A 17,998-nucleotide genomic window follows, 5' to 3' on the forward strand; every position below is an offset into this window, starting at 1 on the left:
GGAGATGCGGATGAAACAGTTTTTGATTGCTCCCTCAATTCTGTCGGCCGATTTTGCCCGCCTGGGTGAAGACACTGCCAAAGCACTTGCGGCTGGGGCGGATGTCGTCCATTTCGACGTTATGGATAATCACTACGTTCCCAATCTGACTATCGGCCCGATGGTACTCAAGGCGCTGCGTAATTACGGCATCACCGCACCGATTGACGTGCACCTGATGGTGAAACCTGTCGACCGTATCGTGCCTGATTTTGCCGCGGCGGGGGCGAGTATCATTACCTTCCATCCGGAAGCCTCTGAACATGTGGATCGCACGCTGCAGCTGATCAAAGAGAACGGCTGTAAAGCCGGTCTGGTCTTTAACCCGGCAACGCCGCTGAGCTATCTCGACTACGTGATGGATAAGCTGGACGTGATTTTGCTGATGTCCGTTAACCCGGGCTTTGGCGGTCAGTCGTTTATCCCTCAGACCCTCGATAAACTGCGTGAAGTGCGCCGCCGTATTGATGAGTCTGGCTACGATATCCGTCTGGAAGTGGACGGTGGTGTGAAGGTGAATAACATTGGTGAGATTGCGGCTGCGGGCGCAGATATGTTCGTTGCAGGCTCAGCCATCTTCGACCAACCGGATTACAAAAAAGTCATTGATGAAATGCGCCGTGAACTGGCAAAGGTAAGTCATGGATAAATTGCAGGCAACCCGGGGTGTAGCATTTGACCTCGACGGCACGCTGGTTGACAGCGCGCCAGGCTTAAGCAGCGCCGTCGACCAGGCGCTGTATGCTCTCGAATTACCCGTTGCGGGCGAAGATCGCGTCGTGACGTGGATTGGTAACGGTGCCGATGTGTTGATGGAGCGCGCGTTGACCTGGGCCCGCCAGGAGCGTGCGTCGCAACGTTCTGCACAGGGAAAACCGAGCGTCGATCACGCCGACATTCCGCAGGAAGAACAGCAGCGTGTTCTGCGTAAACTGTTCGATCGTTTCTATGAAGAAACCGTGGAAGAGGGTAGTTTCCTGTTCCCGGATGTTGCCGAAACGCTGAGTGCGCTTCACGCCAAAGGTATCCCGCTGGGGCTGGTGACTAACAAACCGACGCCGTTTGTTGCGCCACTGCTTGAAGCACTGGATATCGCGAAGTATTTCTCCGTGATTGTGGGCGGCGATGACGTGAAGAACAAAAAGCCGCATCCGGAACCGCTTCTGCTGGTGGCAGGAAAATTATCCTTAGCCCCTGCGGAGCTGCTCTTTGTTGGCGATTCACGCAATGATATTCTGGCTGCCAGAGCAGCGGGTTGTCCTTCCGTTGGATTAACCTATGGCTACAACTACGGTGAAGCCATTACGCTGAGTGAACCGGACGTAGTGTTCGACCACTTCAAAGATTTGTTGCCCGCACTCGGGCTTTCGCACAGTGAACATCAGGAATTGAAAAATGACTAAGCCCATCGTTTTTAGTGGCGCACAGCCGTCAGGTGAATTGACCATTGGTAACTACATGGGTGCGTTGCGTCAGTGGGTAAGCATGCAGGATGACTACCATTGCATTTACTGCATCGTGGATCTCCATGCGATCACTGCGCGTCAGGATCCTGAGAAACTGCGTAAAGCCACGCTGGATACGCTGGCGCTGTATCTGGCCTGCGGTATCGATCCGGAAAAAAGCACGATCTTTGTTCAGTCTCACGTACCGGAGCATGCCCAGTTAGGCTGGGCGCTGAACTGCTACACCTATTTCGGTGAGCTGAGCCGCATGACCCAGTTCAAGGATAAATCCGCGCGTTACTCTGAAAACATCAACGCCGGTCTGTTCGACTACCCGGTACTGATGGCGGCAGATATTCTGCTGTACCAGACCAACCAGGTTCCGGTGGGTGAAGACCAGAAGCAGCATCTGGAACTGAGCCGCGATATTGCTCAGCGCTTCAACGCCATTTACGGTGATGTGTTCAAAGTACCAGAGCCGTTTATTCCGAAGTCCGGTGCGCGCGTGATGTCACTGCTGGAGCCGACTAAGAAGATGTCCAAGTCTGACGATAACCGCAACAACGTTATCGGTCTGCTGGAAGACCCGAAATCAGTGGTCAAAAAGCTTAAGCGTGCGGTAACCGATTCTGATGAGCCGCCAGTCGTGCGTTACGACGTGCAGAACAAAGCGGGTGTTTCTAACCTGCTGGACATTCTCTCCGGGGTCACTGGGCAGAGCATTCCTGAGCTGGAACAGCATTTTGAAGGCAAGATGTATGGCCACCTGAAAGGTGAGGTAGCAGATGCCGTTTCCGGTATGCTGACTGAGCTGCAGGCGCGTTACAATCTTTACCGCAACGACGAAGCATTCCTGCAGAAGGTGATGAAAGAGGGCGCGGAAAAAGCCAGCGCACGCGCATCTGAAACCCTGAAAGCCGTGTACGAAGCGATTGGGTTTGTCGCAAAACCATAATGCTCTTTTTCCTCTCCCGCTGGGAGAGGGCAAGGGCATCAGGCCGCACAACCCCTGCACTTCACCAAACAAAAAAACCGGGTAATCCCGGTTTTTTTACGCCTGAAAAACGCTTACTGCTGTGCCGCTGGCCCGCAACCACCAATGATCTTCGAAATGGAGATCGCCGGATGTAGCAGATAATCATAGCTGCAGTTATTTTTGGTGTTTTCAACGTGGCCGGTGCAGGCGGTAAGGGTCGATAACAAGCCCACCAGAACGGCAGCTTTTGCCAGTTTGAACATACACATTCCTTGTCTTAAACAACGTTATTTGGATGCAATTCGAGGGAATAAATGGAAAAGTTCCATTTTGCGAGCGGTATGTTAACGGTGCAGGTAAGAGGGGGGTAGTCCGTTTAAAGACTACCCCGGGAAGGGAAAATATGAGTTAGTGGTTAGAGAACCAGTTCAGTTTTTCGCGCAGTTCGACGACACGGCCCACAACAATCAGCGCCGGGCTTTCAACTTGTTGTGCCAGGTCACTTAACTGCGTCAGCGCTCCCTTCACCACACGCTGCTTAATGGATGTGCCGTTTTCCACCAGTGCGACGGGCATATCTTCATCCATGCCATGTTCCAGTAGTTTCGCCTGAATCGTAGCGGCCTGGTTCAGTCCCATGTAGAACACCAGCGTCTGTTTTTCAGCGGCCAGGTTGTGCCAGTCCAGCTCGCTGCCGGTTTTCAGGTGGCCCGTCACCAGACGTACGCTCTGGGCGTAGTCACGGTGGGTCAATGGAATGCCGGAATAGGCCGAACAGCCGGACGCCGCCGTAATACCGGGTACCACGGAGAACGGAATGCCCGCGTTGCACAGGGTTTCCAGCTCTTCACCGCCACGCCCAAAGATAAACGGATCGCCACCTTTCAGGCGTACCACGCGTTTTCCTTTTTGCGCTTCCCGCAGCAGGATCTGGTTAATTTCTTCCTGTGGTACGCAGTGGTAGCCTGCGCGTTTGCCCACAAATACGCGGTCGGCATCCCGGCGCACCAGGTTCATAATGTCATCGGAGACCAGGCGGTCGTAGACCACGATATCCGCCTGTTGGATCTGTTGTAGCCCTTTCAGCGTCAGCAAGCCAGCATCGCCAGGCCCCGCGCCCACCAGTACCACTTCTCCGCGATGATCCAGTGGTTCGGTGAGAAGTTGTTCTGTCGTCTCTTCAACGGCTTTCTGATCCTGATTTGCCAGCGACTGCGCCAGCCTGTCGTTCACAAAGAATTTTTCCCAGAAACGGCGACGCTCGCCGACGGTGGAGAACGTTTTCTTCACGCGGGAACGCAGCTGGCCGGCATAGTGCGCCACCTGGCCGAGATGCTGGGGCAGAACCGCTTCCAGCTTTTCACGCAGCAGGCGAGCCAGCACCGGAGACGTTCCGCCGGACGATACCGCCACCATCAGCGGAGAACGGTCGATAATCGACGGCATAATAAAGCTGGCTTCTTTGGGGGCGTCCACTACGTTACAGAAGATACGGCGGGATTCGCAGGCGTTGCTGACGCGCTGGTTCACTTCATCGTCGTCTGTGGCAGCGATGGTCAGCCAGCAGGTATCGAGCAGGGACTCGTCGAACTCTCCCTGCGCCAGGGTCAGCATTCCAGCTTTCGCCCAGGCGTCAAACTGCGGAGCGAAGGAGAGTGCGTTTACGGTAAGCCGGGCACCTGCCTCTAACAGCAGACGTGCTTTACGTTCAGCCACATCGCCGCCGCCCACAAGCAGGCAGTCGCGATGGCGTAATTGACAGAAAATAGGCAGGTGATCCACGACATTACCTCTTAAGAATGGGCTTTCGCCTGAGCCGTTGCGATGTTTGCCGGAGTCGGACGCTCCGCTTTAGGGGTAGCATACCAGTAACCTAACCCCATAAACACTGCACCTGAAAGAGTATTGCCCAGTGTTACCCACAACAGGTTATGGCCGATACCCGAAAGGGTGAAGGCATCGCTGTGATGGCCGAACCAGGAAAGGGCAAACAACGTCATGTTGGCAACGGAGTGCTCGTAGCCGGAAGCGATAAATGCCAGCAGACACCACCAGATAGCGATGAACTTCGCCGCGCCTTCGGTACGGATTGCCATCCAGATAGCAAGGCAGACCAGCCAGTTACACAGCGCGCCCTTAAAGAACAGCACCATCGCAGGCTGTGTGGTTTTTGCCAGCGCGACGGTGTGTACGATGCTGGTATCAACCGGCAGTAAACTCCCGCCTCCCCAGCTGTACAGCAGTGCTACAAATATGGAACCCAGCAGGTTACCCACCCAGGTCTGAGGCAGAATTGCCCACATCTGTCCGTGGCTGATAGTGCCCGCTTTCACGCCCAGCGTCAGGAACATCGTGTGGCCGGTGAAAAGCTCAGAACCGGCGATGATCACCAGGGTTAAAGCAATACCAAAGGTTGCACCCATGACCAGTGGACGCACGGAAGGGTCGAGCAGATTACCGAGAGTGAAAATTAAAATAATCCCCAGACCCACATAGGCACCCGCCATTGCGGAGCTGACCCAGAAGCCGAGCGGATTATTTTGGCTGAGCCGTGCAATGCGCGCAGCGTTAGCCGCACACTTATTAATAGTGTCTGTAAACATGGTTTGATTATCCTGAAAAATAAAAGAAATAGTTTAAAAAAGGGAGGCATTGCGCCTCCCTCAAAATCGTTAACTGCGTAACTGTACTTTGCCATCCTTCACCCGGATGTCGTAATGCTTCACCGAGTGGCTCTCATCTTCCATGCAGTGCCCGTCGCTTAAGCGGAAGCGCTGCTTTTTCAATGGGCTGGCGACCCATAACTCGCCCTGATGCTCTGCAATCAACCCACGGGAGAGCACGCTGGCGTCGAAGAACGGGTCGATATTGCTGATGGCAAAAACCTGTTCATCGTGGCGAGGGCGGAAAATCGCGACCTGCTCTTTACCCAGCAGCGCACAGACGCCGGTTGCTGGCAGGATGTCGTTAATGTTGCAAATGTTTACCCACTGGCTCATGCGTTTTCCTCCACCAGCGTGACCGGAATGCGTTCATAAGGCGTCGCCGGGCGATGCTGTGCGCGCTCAGGCACAACCTGCACGTTCGGGTCGCGCTGGGTGCTGTTGATAAAGTGTTTGAAACGAGTCTGCGCCGCCGGGGTGTTGACGGTTTCAGTCCACTCGCAAATCACCGCCTCGCGCAGTCGGGCCATCCCGGATTCCAGCTGTTCATTCAGGCCCAGTTTGTCGTCGATGATGACCGATTTCAGGTAGTCGATGCCGCCATCCAGATTATCCAGCCAGGAGGCGGTACGGGTCAGCTTGTCGGCGGTACGGATGTAGAACATCATGAAGCGGTCGAGATACTGGATCAGCGTATCGTGGTCGAGGTCTGCCGCCAGCAGGTCTGCATGGCGTGGTTTCATCCCACCGTTGCCGCACACGTACAGGTTCCAGCCTTTCTCGGTGGCGATAATACCCACGTCTTTACCCTGTGCTTCCGCACATTCACGGGTACATCCGGAGACACCGAACTTCATTTTGTGCGGCGTACGGATGCCTTTGTAGCGGTTTTCCAGCTCAACGCCGAAGCCTACGCTGTCGCCCACGCCGTAGCGGCACCAGGTGCTGCCCACGCAGGTTTTTGCCATACGCAGCGCTTTGGCATACGCGTGGCCGGTTTCGAAGCCCGCTTCAATCAGCTGACGCCAGATTTCTGGCAGGTCATCTTTCTGGGCACCAAACAGACCGATACGCTGGGAACCGGTGATTTTGGTGTACAGATTAAATTCACGTGCAATACGGCCTACGGCCACCAGCCCTTCCGGAGTGATTTCGCCACCGGCAGAACGTGGGATCACGGAGTAGGTACCGTCTTTCTGGATGTTTGCCAGGAAGTTGTCGTTGGTGTCCTGCAGAGGTGTGTGTTCTGGTTTGAGCACATACTCGTTCCAGCAGGAGGCCAGCAGGGAACCAACCGTTGGTTTACACACTTCACAGCCGTAACCCTGGCCGTGTTTTGCCAGCAGTTCGTCGAAGGTTTTGATACCTTCCACGCGGATCAGATGGTACAGCTCCTGGCGAGAGTAAGAGAAGTGCTCGCACAGGTTGTTGTTTACTTCGATGCCCTGTTTCGCCAGCTCGGCGTTCAGTACCTGAGTGACCAGTGGGATACAGCCGCCGCAGCCGGTACCGGCTTTGGTTTCCGCTTTCAGGGCCGCAACGGTGTGGCAGCCTTTGTTGATGGCAGAAATCAACATGCCTTTGGTGACATCGAAGCAGGAGCAAATCTGCGCGCTGTCTGGCAGTTTATCCACGCCGATAGACGGCTTGCCGCTGGAGGCGTGAGCCGGGAGGATCAGCGCGTCCGGGTTTTCCGGCAGTTCAATGGCGTTCAGCACCAGCTGTAGCAGGTTACCGAAGTCGCTGGTATCCCCGACCAGTACCGCACCGAGCAGGGTTTTGTTGTCCTGGCTTACGATCAGACGCTTATAGACTTCTTTGCTCTCATCGAGATAAACATAGCTGCGGGAGTTTGGAGTGCGACCATGCGCATCGCCAATACCGCCTACGTCCACGCCCAGCAGCTTCAGCTTGGCGCTCATGTCTGCGCCGGTGAAGGCGTTTTCGCTGCCGAGGATATGGTCAACGGCGACCTGCGCCATCTTGTACCCCGGAGCCACCAGACCGTATACGCGGTTATTCCAGCTGGCACATTCCCCGATTGCGTAGATATCCGGGTCGGAGGTCTGGCAGGAATCATTAATCATGATCCCGCCGCGCTGCGCCACGGCCAGACCGCACTGGGTGGCCATTTTGTCGCGCGGGCGAATACCCGTAGAGAAGACAATAAAGTCCACTTCCAGCTCGCTGCCGTCGGCAAAGCGCATCGTTTTACGCGCTTCAGTACCTTCCTGAACGATCTCTTTGGTGTTCTTGCTGGTGTGAACTTTCACACCCATACTTTCGATTTTACGCTTAAGCTGATCACCACCCATGTGGTCCAGCTGTTCAGCCATCAGCATCGGGGCAAATTCGATGACGTGGGTTTCAACGCCGAGGTTTTTCAGCGCGCCAGCCGCTTCCAGACCCAGCAGTCCGCCACCGACGACGGCACCGCGTTTACTGCGGCGGGCACAGTTTTCGATTGCCTTCAGGTCTTCAATGGTACGGTAAACGAAGCAATCCTGGGTTTCCGAGCCTTTAATTGGCGGGATCCACGGATATGAGCCAGTCGCCATGATCAGTTTGTCGTAGAAAACCGTGCGTCCGGCGCTGGAGTGGATCACTTTTTCCTGACGGTTGATGGTGATAGCGCGTTCGCCTACCAGCACTTTTACGCCATGCTTCTCGTAAAACCCTTCACGTACCAAAGAAAGCTCTTCAGCGGTATGGTGGGCGAAGTAGGAAGATAAGTGCACACGGTCGTACGCTTTACGGGGTTCTTCACAAAATACGGTAATATCGAACCGGGCTGCGTCAGCTTTATCGAGAAGATCCTCAATAAAGCGGTGGCCGACCATACCGTTACCGATGATAGCGAGTCTGACTTTGCTCATTTTTGCCTCGATTTCTTTTCTATTACTGCCTACCTTAACGATTCAGCAGAGGCGCTTATTGATGCAAATCAAATACGCCTTCACCTACTACTTAGGTGGTAGATTGCTGATTTGTCAGGATTTTTATAAGTTATAGAAATCACAGGCTTTTCGTTGTCGTCGATTTTGTGTACCAATCAGGGTGCTCATTTTTAAAAATGGGTACTCCTAAATTTCAGCCGCATTTTTCGGGGGAAAGGTATGTCTACAACACCGCTTTGGCTGGTTCAGAATGTTCGTTTACCGGGTCGTGATGGGCTGTGGCAACTTGCCATTGAGAACGGTCGTTTTGGTGATATCACGCCAATGGACGATACCCGCGCCGAAAGTTACGAGATCTTAAATGCCCGTGGAGGGCTCGCGATCCCGCCGTTTATTGAGCCGCATATTCACCTCGATACCACCCAGACGGCGGGTGAGCCGAACTGGAATCAGTCCGGCACGCTCTTTGAAGGCATTGAGCGCTGGGCCGAGCGCAAGGCGCTGCTCAGCCACGAAGATGTGAAGGCGCGTGCCTGGAAGACGCTGAAGTGGCAAATTGCTAACGGTATCCAGTTCGTCCGTACTCACGTGGATGTTTCTGACCCGACGCTCACCGCGCTGAAGGCGATGCTGGAGGTGAAGCAGGAGGCCGCGCCGTGGGTCACGCTGCAAATCGTGGCGTTTCCGCAGGAAGGTATCCTCTCCTACCCGAACGGCGCGGCGTTGCTGGAAGAGGCGTTAAAGCTGGGGGCGGATGTGGTGGGAGCAATCCCGCATTTTGAGTTCACCCGTGAGTATGGCGTGCAGTCGCTGCACATCGCCTTTGCACTGGCAAAGAAATATGACCGTCCGCTGGATATTCACTGCGATGAAATCGACGATGAACAGTCCCGATTCGTGGAGACGGTGGCGACGCTGGCGTATGAGGCGGGTATCGGCCCGCGTGTGACCGCCAGCCACACTACCGCCATGCACTCCTATAACGGCGCTTACACTTCGCGGCTGTTTCGTCTGCTGAAAATGTCGGGTATTAACTTTGTGGCGAACCCGCTGGTGAACATTCACCTTCAGGGTCGCTTTGACGACTATCCGAAACGCCGGGGCATTACCCGCGTGAAAGAACTTCAGGAGGCGGGGATTAACGTCTGCTTCGGTCATGATGATGTCTTTGATCCGTGGTACCCGCTTGGCACCGGCAATATGCTGCAGGTGCTGCATATGGGGTTACACGTGTGTCAGATGATGGGCTATCCGCAAATCGACAGCGGCCTGAATCTGATTACCCATAACAGTGCCCGAACCTTTGGTCTGAGCGATTACGGTATCGGGACGGGGAACCCGGCAAACCTGGTTATTCTGCCTGCGGAGAGTGGGTTTGAAGCGGTGCGTTGTCAGGTTCCGGTACGCTGGTCGATTCGTCAGGGGCGCATTATCGCCACCACGCAGCTGGCGCAGACCTGGATCCAGATGGATAGCGGGGGAGAAGAGGTGAGCTTTGCCAGAAACAGCCCCTCTGCTGAGAGCAAAGGGGCGTCGGAGGATTAGTGAGAAGCCGCTGCCGCGCCGTGCTGGCGGTGGCGGGTCACAAAACCGAGAACGAAGCACATAATGAACACCACAGCGTAAAGGCCGTTAGCCGTGTGCAGTGCAGCCAGCGGGCCGCTGTGGGCCACAATCGGGCCGGTGACCACGAAGGTCAGCATGGTGCCGATGGTGCCACAGGTCAGCACGAAGTTAACCAGTTTTGGCGAGGCCACTTTGGTTTGCAAAGAGCCCAGGGTGATGATCGAGGTGTAAATCGCGCTGGAGAAGAAGCCCAGGGTCAGAATGAACCACGGCATGTGTTCCGGGGAACCGTTGATGAACAGATACATCAGTACGGTTGCCATCCCTGCCAGCACGGTCAGAATGCGCTGCAGGTCGAAGAAGCGCAGGATGAAGCTAAACGCCCACATGCCGAACATGTAAGACATCCAGAAATCGCTTACCAGTTTGCCTGCGTCATTCAGGCTCATGCCCAGACCTTTGGCGTATTCCGGTACCCAGGAGATAAAGCCCAACTGGCCCAGGATGTAGCACAGGGCGGCGATGGAGAGGAACAAGACGCCGATGCCCCACTTTTCTTTCGCGACAGGTTCAGCCGTGGTCTGTGCTTTTTTGCCCAGAACCGGGAATTCGCAACCGAAGGTCAGGATAAAGATCGCCACGTAGACCAGGCCGATGCAGGCATACACCCAGTACCATTCAATGCTGCGCGCCAGCAGAACGGCAGCGACCATCGGGAAGATCATCCCGGCCATGCTGAAGAAGGAGTCGGTAAACAGCAGACGCGCGCCGCGCTGACGGCCTTCATACATGTGGGTGATGAGGAACGTCCCGATAGACATCGTGATCCCACTCACCAGGCCAAGTACGAACATGGCGGCAGAGAACAGGGCGATGCTGTGGCTTAACATCAGGCCTGCCACGGCGGCGAGCATGAGCACAAAACCAAAACGCAGCTGCGTTTTCAGTGGCACGATTTCCATCAGCCAGGCGTTCAGGAAGATGGAGATCAGGATCCCCGCGTTGAGGAAGGTGAAGGTATTACTCATGCTGGAAACGGGCAGCTGGAAGTAGTCTGCGATATTTCCCATCACCATCCCGGTGACGATCACCAACGCGCCAGTCAGGGCGTAGGAGAAGAAGCTGATCCATGTGAGCTTGATGCGATTGCTGTTAGTCATGTCTGGCCTGTTCAAAGTAAAATAAAACGCATCGACTGCGTTTGAGCGGGCAGATTTTAGTCGCGAAAGTGATCTATTTAAATCTTTTCCAGAAAATTAGATCTTCGTTACAATATTTTATGTGATGCGAATCACATCTTTTACTGGTGTGTTCAATCGTTTGCGTGGTTACAACTGTTTCAATTTCGTAAAATTAGGTAAAAGGCTGGCCTCGGTTCATACTGCTCTTTAGAATCAGACCATTCGCTTTCTATACTGCGCTTTGTTAAGGAATTCTCATGCTCAAATCAACACTGGCGGCTGTCGCAGCTGTGTTTGCTCTTTCTGCCGTTTCCCCTGCTGCGCTGGCAGCAAAAGGAGACCCTCACGTCCTGCTGACGACCTCTGCCGGGAATATTGAGCTGGAACTGAATAGCCAGAAAGCTCCTGTTTCTGTGAAAAACTTCCTCGACTACGTGAACAGTGGTTTCTACAACAACACCACGTTCCACCGTGTGATCCCAGGCTTTATGGTGCAGGGCGGTGGCTTTAACGAGCAAATGCAGCAAAAACAGCCGAATCCACCCATTAAGAACGAAGCGGACAACGGCCTGCTGAACAAACGTGGCACCATCTCTATGGCGCGTACTGCAGATAAAGACAGCGCCACCAGCCAGTTCTTCCTGAACGTTGCAGACAACGCCTTCCTCGACCACGGTCAGCGTGACTTCGGTTATGCGGTCTTCGGTAAAATTGTGAAAGGAATGGATGTCGCTGATAAGATCTCTCAGGTACCTACCCACGACGTTGGCCCATACCAGAACGTGCCGTCAAAACCGGTGGTTATCCTCTCAGCCAAAGTTCTGCCGTAACTGTCTTTGACACGGGCACGCTTCGCCCGTGTTATTTAGCCCTCCCTGCGAAAGCGCGTTTTGCTGCTTATACTTGTGGCAAACGGACACATTCAGGGAGGCGTTAAGTGAAAAAACTCACCGACAAGCAAAAATCCCGTCTCTGGGAACAGCAACGTACTGTGAATTTTCAGGCCAGCTGCCGCCTTGAAGAGGGGAATGGTCCTTCTGCCTCTCTCATCGGGACGCTGCCGCTTGGGCCACATGCGCCCGGGTTGCCCCATCTGTGCGCCATTCACTACCATCTCTATCACGGACTCGTGGAGAATGCAGGCAAGTACCGTCGCGTCGATATTTCTAAGGGCGATATCCTGTTTTGCCACTTTGACTACATCGAGAAAGCCGGTAACGAATTGATGGAAAAACTGGAAAATGAAGGTTATCTGGTGGGATGTGGAAAAGAGGCGTTTATTGCCAGGATCAGCCACTACTATTGTGAAATTAACATGCTGCATCCTTTTATGAGCGGTAATGGTATTGCACAGCGCATTTTCTTTGAACAACTGGCTATCCACGCCAGTTACTTGCTGGACTGGCGCGATATCGATCCGGCCCACTGGAAGCGTGCCAATCAGAACGGAGCAATGGGGGATTTGACGGCCCTGAGCGCGATCTTTCGCAAAGTGGTGAGCGAAGCACGGGAAACTGAGTAGAATAGAGCGGCCTTTTTGTTCTGGAGCCGCCATGATCCTGCTGATTGATAACTACGATTCCTTCACCTGGAACCTTTACCAGTATTTCTGCGAACTGGGTGCAGAGGTCGTTGTTCGCCGTAATGACGACATCAGCCTGGCAGAGATTGAAACGCTGGCCCCGCAGAAAATTGTCATCTCGCCAGGGCCGTGTACCCCGTCGGAGTCCGGTATCTCTCTGGACGTTATCCGCCACTATGCGGGTAAGCTACCGATCCTGGGCGTCTGCCTGGGTCATCAGGCCATTGCTCAGGTCTTTGGTGCGACCATCGTTCGCGCGGCCACAGTGATGCACGGCAAAACGGCACCGGTTACCCACACGGGTACTGGCGTGTTCACGGGGTTAAATAATCCGTTAACCGTCACCCGCTACCATTCTCTGGTCATTGATCCGCCAACCCTGCCCGCCTGTTTTGACGTGACTGCCTGGAGTGAAACGCAGGAGATCATGGGGATTCGCCACCGTGAATGGGATCTTGAAGGGGTGCAGTTCCACCCGGAGAGTATTCTGAGCGAACAGGGCCACCAGCTGCTGGCGAATTTCCTTAATCGCTGAATATCTATTGCCTTGTTGTGATTTTTTATGCATATTTTGTGATTATATTTTCACAATCAATGTGACATAAAATGGATGGTCATGACATGGCAACTGAACAACCAGCAATCACCCGCGCAACATTTGATGAAGTCATTCTGCCAATTTATGCTCCGGCTGAGTTTATCCCGGTGAAAGGAAAAGGCAGTCGCGTCTGGGATCAGCAGGGTAAAGAGTACGTAGATTTCGCCGGTGGGATTGCGGTGACGGCGCTGGGTCATTGTCATCCTGCGCTGGTGGAGGCGCTGAAAACTCAGGGAGAAACCCTGTGGCACACCAGCAACGTCTTTACCAACGAACCGGCTTTGCGCCTGGGGCGTAAGATAATCGATGCGACGTTTGCTGAGCGTGTGCTGTTTATGAACTCTGGCACTGAAGCCAACGAAACCGCATTCAAACTGGCACGTTACTACGCCTCAACGCGTCACAGCCCGTACAAAACCAAAATCATTGCCTTCCATAACGCGTTCCACGGACGCTCACTGTTTACCGTTTCCGTTGGCGGCCAGCCGAAGTACTCCGACGGCTTTGGTCCCAAACCGGCCGACATTATCCACGTGCCGTTTAACGATCTGCACGCGGTGAAAGCGGTCATGGACGATCACACCTGCGCGGTGGTCGTGGAGCCAATTCAGGGTGAAGGTGGCGTCACGGCTGCAACCCCGGAATTCCTGAAGGGGCTGCGCGAGCTGTGCGATGCGCATCAGGCGTTGCTGGTGTTTGACGAAGTACAGAGCGGGATGGGGCGTACCGGCGATTTGTTCGCCTACATGCATTACGGCGTAACCCCCGATATTCTGACCAGCGCTAAAGCGCTCGGCGGTGGCTTCCCGGTCAGTGCGGTGCTCACCACCCAGGATATCGCCTCTGCGTTCCACGTGGGTTCCCACGGTTCGACCTACGGCGGAAACCCGCTGGCCTGCGCCGTTGCGGGTGCCGCGTTCGATATCATCAACACACCTGAAGTGCTTGATGGCGTAAGTGCGAAGCGTGAGCTGTTTGTGAAGCATCTGCAACAGATTGACGACCAGTATGACGTGTTCAGCGAGATCCGCGGTATGGGGTTGTTGATTGGTGCCGAGCTGAAGCCGCAATACAAAGGCCGTGCGCGCGATTTCCTGCATGCCGCAGCCCACGAAGGGGTGATGGTGCTTAATGCCGGGCCAGACGTGATGCGCTTTGCGCCGTCGCTGGTGGTGGCAGAGAAAGATATTGAAGAGGGGTTAAACCGCTTTGCCGCAGCGGTCGGGAAGATAGTCCGGGGATAACCTCATTGCCCGACGCAATCAATATGGCGTCCGCTTTAACACACGCGTTAGCCATATGCCGTGATGCGGACGCTGACGCCATGCCACCGACGAAATGGTGTGCATGGTGTTCAAATGCCCCAGAATGCGCTGCAAATGCTGCTCCAGGGTGCTCATCGGTCCGTGGGTCAGCGTTTCCGGCGCTTCCAGAATGTTTGCATCTCCCGTTTCTCCCGGCGCGTCATACTCCAGACGCTGCTGACAGCGCTGCAGGGCAATTTCACACGACTGCAAATAGCGTTGTGCCAGATCCGGCGTCAGCATCGTATGCTCGCGTGCGAGCGTGGTCATGGCGTTGATATGCTCGACGATAAACTGGCTGTGGGTTACCCACAGCTTCATGTCTGCCAGATAATTCGAGTTAAAGCCCGGTTCCAGCATGGCCTGGTTAAGGGAGTTAAACAGGGCATTATGTGCCTGATTAACCCTCATTCGCTGGTACGCCAGCGGGGAGGGTTGCGGGTCGTCGCTCAGTATTAAGCGGATCGCCTGCTGGTCTGCTTCCAGTGCATCATGGGCGTTCTGCCTGAGTAACCCGCTTTGCCATTGCGGCCACAGCCAGACCATGCCGCCAAAAGCAATCAGACAGCCAATCAGCGTATCCACCAGCCTGGCAATAATAAACTGTTCGCCGTTCAGCGTGAGCAGCTGCAGGGTATACACCGCAGTTACGGTAAAGCCCACCATCGCCCAGCCGTAGTTCTTGCGGATGATCAGATAGCTCACCAGCGTTATCGCCAGCATGCCCACCAGCGTATACCCTTCCGGGACGTGAAAGTGTAGCGTCACGCCTGCAATAATCAGCCCCGCCATTGTACCGCCCGCCCGGTGCAGAATACGCACCCGCGTTGCGCCATAACCGTTCTGCGTGACAAACAGTATGGTCATTAAGATCCAGTACGGTTTCGGCAGATGCAGCGCCACACCCATCAGGCTGGCGATGCTGAGCATGACGCTGATCCGCGCGGCGTTGCGCAGGGCGGCGGATTTCAGGGATAAATAGCTTCTGAGGGCAGGCAGTAGCGGCAGACGCTTTTGTTTATCGGCCATCAGGTCGCGTGGATAGAGTGGCCGCTGGGTGCGTAGCACGCGCGCGATGCGGCTGAAATGCCATGCGGCAAACTGCCCGACCGGGTTATCCGCATGCTGACGGGCAATTTTTTCCAGCGCACCGAGCTGTTTGTCCATGTTGAAGCGCGTCGGGTAGCGGTGATACAGAATATCGTCCGCCAGCACGCGAAGGCGCGCGGCAACGGTTTGCGCGTTCCAGCGGATCACCGCTTCTGCGTGGCTGCGCTCGACCAGCTTCTGCACCTCCTGCGGCTGATGCAGGCTTACCGAGATATGCTCCTGCAGATCCAGCCCCACCTGGAATACGCGGAGCAGCCGTTTGTACTCATGGTTTTTATTGGCGGCGAGCATATGTAGCTGTTGGTAACACTGGCTGATGAGATCCACCACTTTCTGCTGGCGTGCCAGCAGCGGCGGCAGTGATTTTTCCGGATCGGTGTGCTGGGTGAGCAGGGTGTACTTTGCTTCACAGTAATCCGCCAGCAGGATATAGAGCAGGCTCAGGGATTCGCGCAGCGGCTGTTCCCGCCACATCCAGAACCAGAACCAGTTAAACAACCCGTACCATAGCGTGCCGAGAGCGTAGATCAGCAGCGGCTCCCACACCGGCATATTACCCGCGAGGCTAAGGGTAAAGATGGCCGCAATCAGCGAGGCAGGTAGCAGGCGGGCATGCAGTGAGCTGATTTCAGCCGTTACTCCCAGCGTCATCGCCAGCACGGTTAAAATCAGCGGCAGCGGGATATCGCGGGTCAGCAGGAGTTGCACGGCGAGGCTACAGCCAGCAAACAGGCAGCCACCAATAATCAGACGTTTGAAAAATCGCTTATGGGGCGTGTCCAGACCGGCGATGTTGCAGCAGGCGGGAACGAGAGAAAACAGCAGACCCTGTTGAAGGTGTCCGAGGATCAAACCCACGGCCACAGGAAGGCACAACACCAGCGTTTGTCGCAGTGCATAGTTAACTTCCGGGTGGTAGATCAGCCTGCGCCACATGGGGGAATAGAGACAAAAACGGCGTGACACCTTGCGATGACACGCCGTTTGGCCGGAATTAACGAGTTCCGTAAACCACGATGGTTTTACCGTGCGCGGAGATCAGATTCTGGTCTTCCAGCATTTTCAGGATACGACCCACTGTTTCACGAGAGCAACCGACGATCTGACCAATTTCCTGACGGGTGATTTTAATTTGCATACCGTCCGGGTGGGTCATGGCATCTGGTTGTTTCGCCAGGTTCAGCAGCGTCTGCGCGATACGACCGGTCACGTCGAGGAAGGCAAGGTTGCCCACTTTCTCAGACGTAACCTGCAGACGGCGAGCCATCTGGGAAGAAAGACGCATCAGGATGTCCGGGTTAACCTGGATCAACTGACGGAATTTCTTGTAGGAGATTTCAGCCACTTCACATGCTGTTTTTGCACGAACCCAGGCACTACGTTCCTGGCCTTCTTCAAACAGGCCCAGTTCGCCGATGAAATCGCCCTGGTTCAGATAAGAAAGGATCATCTCTTTCCCTTCTTCATCTTTGATCAGCACTGCCACCGAGCCTTTGACGATGTAATACAACGTTTCCGCTTTTTCACCCTGGTGAATCAGCGTGCTCTTCGATGGGTACTTATGAATGTGGCAATGAGACAAGAACCATTCGAGAGTCGGGTCTGTTTGCGGTTTGCCAAGCACCATGCGCTGTTATCCTCTGTTATAAGCTGTCTCCAGAGTCATAAATCGCATCCTGACTCTGGGGTTGCAATCGAATTCTTACCCATACCTGGGAAGTCGGCTGTCGTAACGTTTCGCAGCCAGTAAAGTTTGATGTCCTCTGCATACATGTGTAACGTCAATGTATTACTGTAGCATCCTGAGTGTTTTAGCATAGCTTTCGCCGCGTGTCTCCTGGTGTCTCGCTTCAGCATGACGCAGGTCGCCTTCCATTGCGAGAAATGTAACGCGCGCGTAATCTGTCACCAAAAATGCAACGTTGGAGTTAAGGAATATATGCAAGCGCGTGTGAAATGGGTTGAAGGTTTAACGTTCCTGGGCGAATCCGCTTCCGGGCACCAGATTTTGATGGATGGTAACTCCGGCGATAAAGCGCCAAGTCCAATGGAGATGGTGCTGATGGCCGCTGGTGGATGCAGTGCCATCGACGTGGTGTCGATTTTGCAAAAAGGCCGTCACGACGTGACCGGCTGCGAAGTCAAGCTCACGTCCGAACGTCGCGAAGAGGCACCGCGCCTGTTTACGCACATCAACCTGCATTTTGTTGTTACTGGCACAGCGCTGAAGGACGCGGCGGTATCACGCGCGGTCGATCTTTCGGCTGAAAAATACTGCTCTGTGGCGTTAATGCTGGAGAAAGCGGTAAAAATCACGCATTCGTATGAAGTGATTGAGGCGTGAAGTCGGGGGCATCGTGCGCGTAGATGCCCTCACCGTAACCCTCTCCCACGGGGCTGAGGGTTCCCCAGTAATTTTTTTCTTCTTAAGCAATTAAACTATTTCATTGAAATATAAGACTTATAGCGACTCCATGGTCCGGCTGAAAATCGCCGAAGCGTTTCCGTAAGGCCGGGGCGAGGCGCAGGGATGCGCCGAGAGGGCATTGCCTGCAGGGATTGAAGTGGTCTACTTAATTTGGACACGACCTGAGGTTCTTTGTCTTTCCATCTCGGCAGGTGTTAACCCTCCGTTGT

17 protein-coding genes are annotated in these 17,998 nt (G+C 54.6%); 9 read left to right on the top strand and 8 right to left on the bottom strand.

What is annotated here, in order from left to right:
* The first annotated feature begins 10 nt into the window (after nucleotides 1-10).
* Genes rpe through trpS form a run of 3 tightly spaced genes read left to right on the top strand, consistent with a single transcriptional unit; the run spans nucleotide 11 to nucleotide 2,439 of the window.
* Complete coding sequence (rpe, locus tag ACJ9N4_RS18750) at nucleotides 11-688, top strand: ribulose-phosphate 3-epimerase (RefSeq protein ID WP_003861634.1); 678 nt, start codon at nucleotides 11-13, stop codon at nucleotides 686-688.
* A complete protein-coding gene (gene gph, locus ACJ9N4_RS18755) occupies nucleotides 681-1,442 on the top strand; it encodes a phosphoglycolate phosphatase (protein ID WP_182272881.1) in 762 nt (253 codons plus the stop codon). Before rpe ends, gph begins: the two co-directional genes overlap by 8 nt.
* Nucleotides 1,435-2,439, top strand: coding sequence for a tryptophan--tRNA ligase (gene trpS, locus ACJ9N4_RS18760; RefSeq protein ID WP_182272880.1), 1,005 nt, complete (start codon nucleotides 1,435-1,437; stop codon nucleotides 2,437-2,439). The genes gph and trpS overlap by 8 nt, the downstream gene beginning before the upstream one ends.
* Before the next feature lie 113 nt (nucleotides 2,440-2,552).
* Here trpS and ACJ9N4_RS18765 read toward each other — a convergent pair whose 3' ends face one another.
* The 5 genes from ACJ9N4_RS18765 to nirB form a co-directional block, all read right to left on the bottom strand.
* Nucleotides 2,553-2,723 carry a YhfL family protein gene (locus tag ACJ9N4_RS18765; RefSeq protein WP_182272879.1) on the bottom strand — a complete coding sequence of 57 codons (171 nt, stop codon included), beginning with the start codon at nucleotides 2,721-2,723 and terminating at the stop codon, nucleotides 2,553-2,555.
* A gap of 145 nt (nucleotides 2,724-2,868) precedes the next feature.
* A complete protein-coding gene (gene cysG, locus ACJ9N4_RS18770; RefSeq protein WP_182272878.1) occupies nucleotides 2,869-4,242 on the bottom strand; it encodes a siroheme synthase CysG in 1,374 nt (457 codons plus the stop codon).
* Nucleotides 4,243-4,253: 11 nt separating this feature from the next.
* Complete coding sequence (nirC, locus tag ACJ9N4_RS18775; RefSeq protein ID WP_182919048.1) at nucleotides 4,254-5,063, bottom strand: nitrite transporter NirC; 810 nt, start codon at nucleotides 5,061-5,063, stop codon at nucleotides 4,254-4,256.
* A 69-nt stretch (nucleotides 5,064-5,132) separates the two neighbouring features.
* Nucleotides 5,133-5,459, bottom strand: coding sequence for a nitrite reductase small subunit NirD (gene nirD, locus ACJ9N4_RS18780; RefSeq protein ID WP_182272876.1), 327 nt, complete (start codon nucleotides 5,457-5,459; stop codon nucleotides 5,133-5,135).
* Nucleotides 5,456-7,999 (bottom strand): nitrite reductase large subunit NirB, encoded by a 2,544-nt coding sequence (nirB, locus tag ACJ9N4_RS18785; protein ID WP_182919047.1) that lies wholly within the window; start codon nucleotides 7,997-7,999, stop codon nucleotides 5,456-5,458. The genes nirD and nirB overlap by 4 nt, the downstream gene beginning before the upstream one ends.
* A 240-nt stretch (nucleotides 8,000-8,239) precedes the next feature.
* Here nirB and ACJ9N4_RS18790 point away from each other — a divergent pair, with 240 nt between their 5' ends.
* On the top strand, nucleotides 8,240-9,565 hold the full coding sequence (locus ACJ9N4_RS18790; RefSeq protein WP_182272874.1) for a cytosine deaminase: 1,326 nt from the start codon (nucleotides 8,240-8,242) through the stop codon (nucleotides 9,563-9,565).
* On the opposite strand, the gene tsgA is transcribed toward ACJ9N4_RS18790, so the two are convergent.
* Nucleotides 9,562-10,746 carry an MFS transporter TsgA gene (gene tsgA, locus ACJ9N4_RS18795; RefSeq protein ID WP_182919046.1) on the bottom strand — a complete coding sequence of 395 codons (1,185 nt, stop codon included), beginning with the start codon at nucleotides 10,744-10,746 and terminating at the stop codon, nucleotides 9,562-9,564. The two genes, ACJ9N4_RS18790 and tsgA, sit on opposite strands and share 4 nt — an antisense overlap.
* Before the next feature lie 278 nt (nucleotides 10,747-11,024).
* Between tsgA and ppiA the strand changes: the two genes are divergently transcribed.
* From ppiA to ACJ9N4_RS18815, 4 genes are all read left to right on the top strand, one after another.
* On the top strand, nucleotides 11,025-11,597 hold the full coding sequence (ppiA, locus tag ACJ9N4_RS18800; RefSeq protein ID WP_023309471.1) for a peptidylprolyl isomerase A: 573 nt from the start codon (nucleotides 11,025-11,027) through the stop codon (nucleotides 11,595-11,597).
* Nucleotides 11,598-11,704: 107 nt separating this feature from the next.
* Complete coding sequence (locus ACJ9N4_RS18805) at nucleotides 11,705-12,289, top strand: putative adenosine monophosphate-protein transferase Fic (RefSeq protein ID WP_182919045.1); 585 nt, start codon at nucleotides 11,705-11,707, stop codon at nucleotides 12,287-12,289.
* A 31-nt stretch (nucleotides 12,290-12,320) separates the two neighbouring features.
* Nucleotides 12,321-12,884, top strand: coding sequence for an aminodeoxychorismate synthase component 2 (gene pabA, locus ACJ9N4_RS18810; RefSeq protein ID WP_182919044.1), 564 nt, complete (start codon nucleotides 12,321-12,323; stop codon nucleotides 12,882-12,884).
* Between the two features lie 86 nt (nucleotides 12,885-12,970).
* Nucleotides 12,971-14,191 carry an aspartate aminotransferase family protein gene (locus ACJ9N4_RS18815; RefSeq protein ID WP_182272870.1) on the top strand — a complete coding sequence of 407 codons (1,221 nt, stop codon included), beginning with the start codon at nucleotides 12,971-12,973 and terminating at the stop codon, nucleotides 14,189-14,191.
* A gap of 18 nt (nucleotides 14,192-14,209) precedes the next feature.
* On the opposite strand, the gene ACJ9N4_RS18820 is transcribed toward ACJ9N4_RS18815, so the two are convergent.
* Together ACJ9N4_RS18820 and crp are read right to left on the bottom strand one after the other, a co-directional pair.
* Entirely contained in the window at nucleotides 14,210-16,297 is a 2,088-nt protein-coding gene (locus ACJ9N4_RS18820) for a YccS/YhfK family putative transporter (RefSeq protein ID WP_182274586.1), read from the bottom strand.
* 58 nt (nucleotides 16,298-16,355) lie between these two features.
* Nucleotides 16,356-16,988, bottom strand: coding sequence for a cAMP-activated global transcriptional regulator CRP (crp, locus tag ACJ9N4_RS18825; protein ID WP_000242758.1), 633 nt, complete (start codon nucleotides 16,986-16,988; stop codon nucleotides 16,356-16,358).
* A 312-nt stretch (nucleotides 16,989-17,300) separates the two neighbouring features.
* Here crp and ACJ9N4_RS18830 point away from each other — a divergent pair, with 312 nt between their 5' ends.
* Nucleotides 17,301-17,705 (top strand): OsmC family protein, encoded by a 405-nt coding sequence (locus tag ACJ9N4_RS18830; protein ID WP_182272869.1) that lies wholly within the window; start codon nucleotides 17,301-17,303, stop codon nucleotides 17,703-17,705.
* Nucleotides 17,706-17,998: the final 293 nt, after the last annotated feature.

Source organism: Enterobacter sp. LM3, from assembly GCF_046622475.1.
Classification (GTDB): Bacteria; Pseudomonadota; Gammaproteobacteria; order Enterobacterales; family Enterobacteriaceae; genus Enterobacter; species Enterobacter cloacae_P.

Excerpts from the sequence above, each read along its gene's own strand:
- rpe (WP_003861634.1), top strand. The coding sequence starts at position 11 with ATGAAACAGTTTTTGATTGCTCCCTCAATTCTGTCGGCCGATTTTGCC.
- gph (WP_182272881.1), top strand. The coding sequence starts at position 681 with ATGGATAAATTGCAGGCAACCCGGGGTGTAGCATTTGACCTCGACGGC.
- trpS (WP_182272880.1), top strand. The coding sequence starts at position 1,435 with ATGACTAAGCCCATCGTTTTTAGTGGCGCACAGCCGTCAGGTGAATTG.
- ACJ9N4_RS18765 (WP_182272879.1), bottom strand. The coding sequence starts at position 2,723 with ATGTTCAAACTGGCAAAAGCTGCCGTTCTGGTGGGCTTGTTATCGACC.
- nirC (WP_182919048.1), bottom strand. The coding sequence starts at position 5,063 with ATGTTTACAGACACTATTAATAAGTGTGCGGCTAACGCTGCGCGCATT.
- nirD (WP_182272876.1), bottom strand. The coding sequence starts at position 5,459 with ATGAGCCAGTGGGTAAACATTTGCAACATTAACGACATCCTGCCAGCA.
- nirB (WP_182919047.1), bottom strand. The coding sequence starts at position 7,999 with ATGAGCAAAGTCAGACTCGCTATCATCGGTAACGGTATGGTCGGCCAC.
- ACJ9N4_RS18790 (WP_182272874.1), top strand. The coding sequence starts at position 8,240 with ATGTCTACAACACCGCTTTGGCTGGTTCAGAATGTTCGTTTACCGGGT.
- tsgA (WP_182919046.1), bottom strand. The coding sequence starts at position 10,746 with ATGACTAACAGCAATCGCATCAAGCTCACATGGATCAGCTTCTTCTCC.
- ppiA (WP_023309471.1), top strand. The coding sequence starts at position 11,025 with ATGCTCAAATCAACACTGGCGGCTGTCGCAGCTGTGTTTGCTCTTTCT.
- pabA (WP_182919044.1), top strand. The coding sequence starts at position 12,321 with ATGATCCTGCTGATTGATAACTACGATTCCTTCACCTGGAACCTTTAC.
- ACJ9N4_RS18815 (WP_182272870.1), top strand. The coding sequence starts at position 12,971 with ATGGCAACTGAACAACCAGCAATCACCCGCGCAACATTTGATGAAGTC.
- ACJ9N4_RS18820 (WP_182274586.1), bottom strand. The coding sequence starts at position 16,297 with ATGTGGCGCAGGCTGATCTACCACCCGGAAGTTAACTATGCACTGCGA.
- crp (WP_000242758.1), bottom strand. The coding sequence starts at position 16,988 with ATGGTGCTTGGCAAACCGCAAACAGACCCGACTCTCGAATGGTTCTTG.
- ACJ9N4_RS18830 (WP_182272869.1), top strand. The coding sequence starts at position 17,301 with ATGCAAGCGCGTGTGAAATGGGTTGAAGGTTTAACGTTCCTGGGCGAA.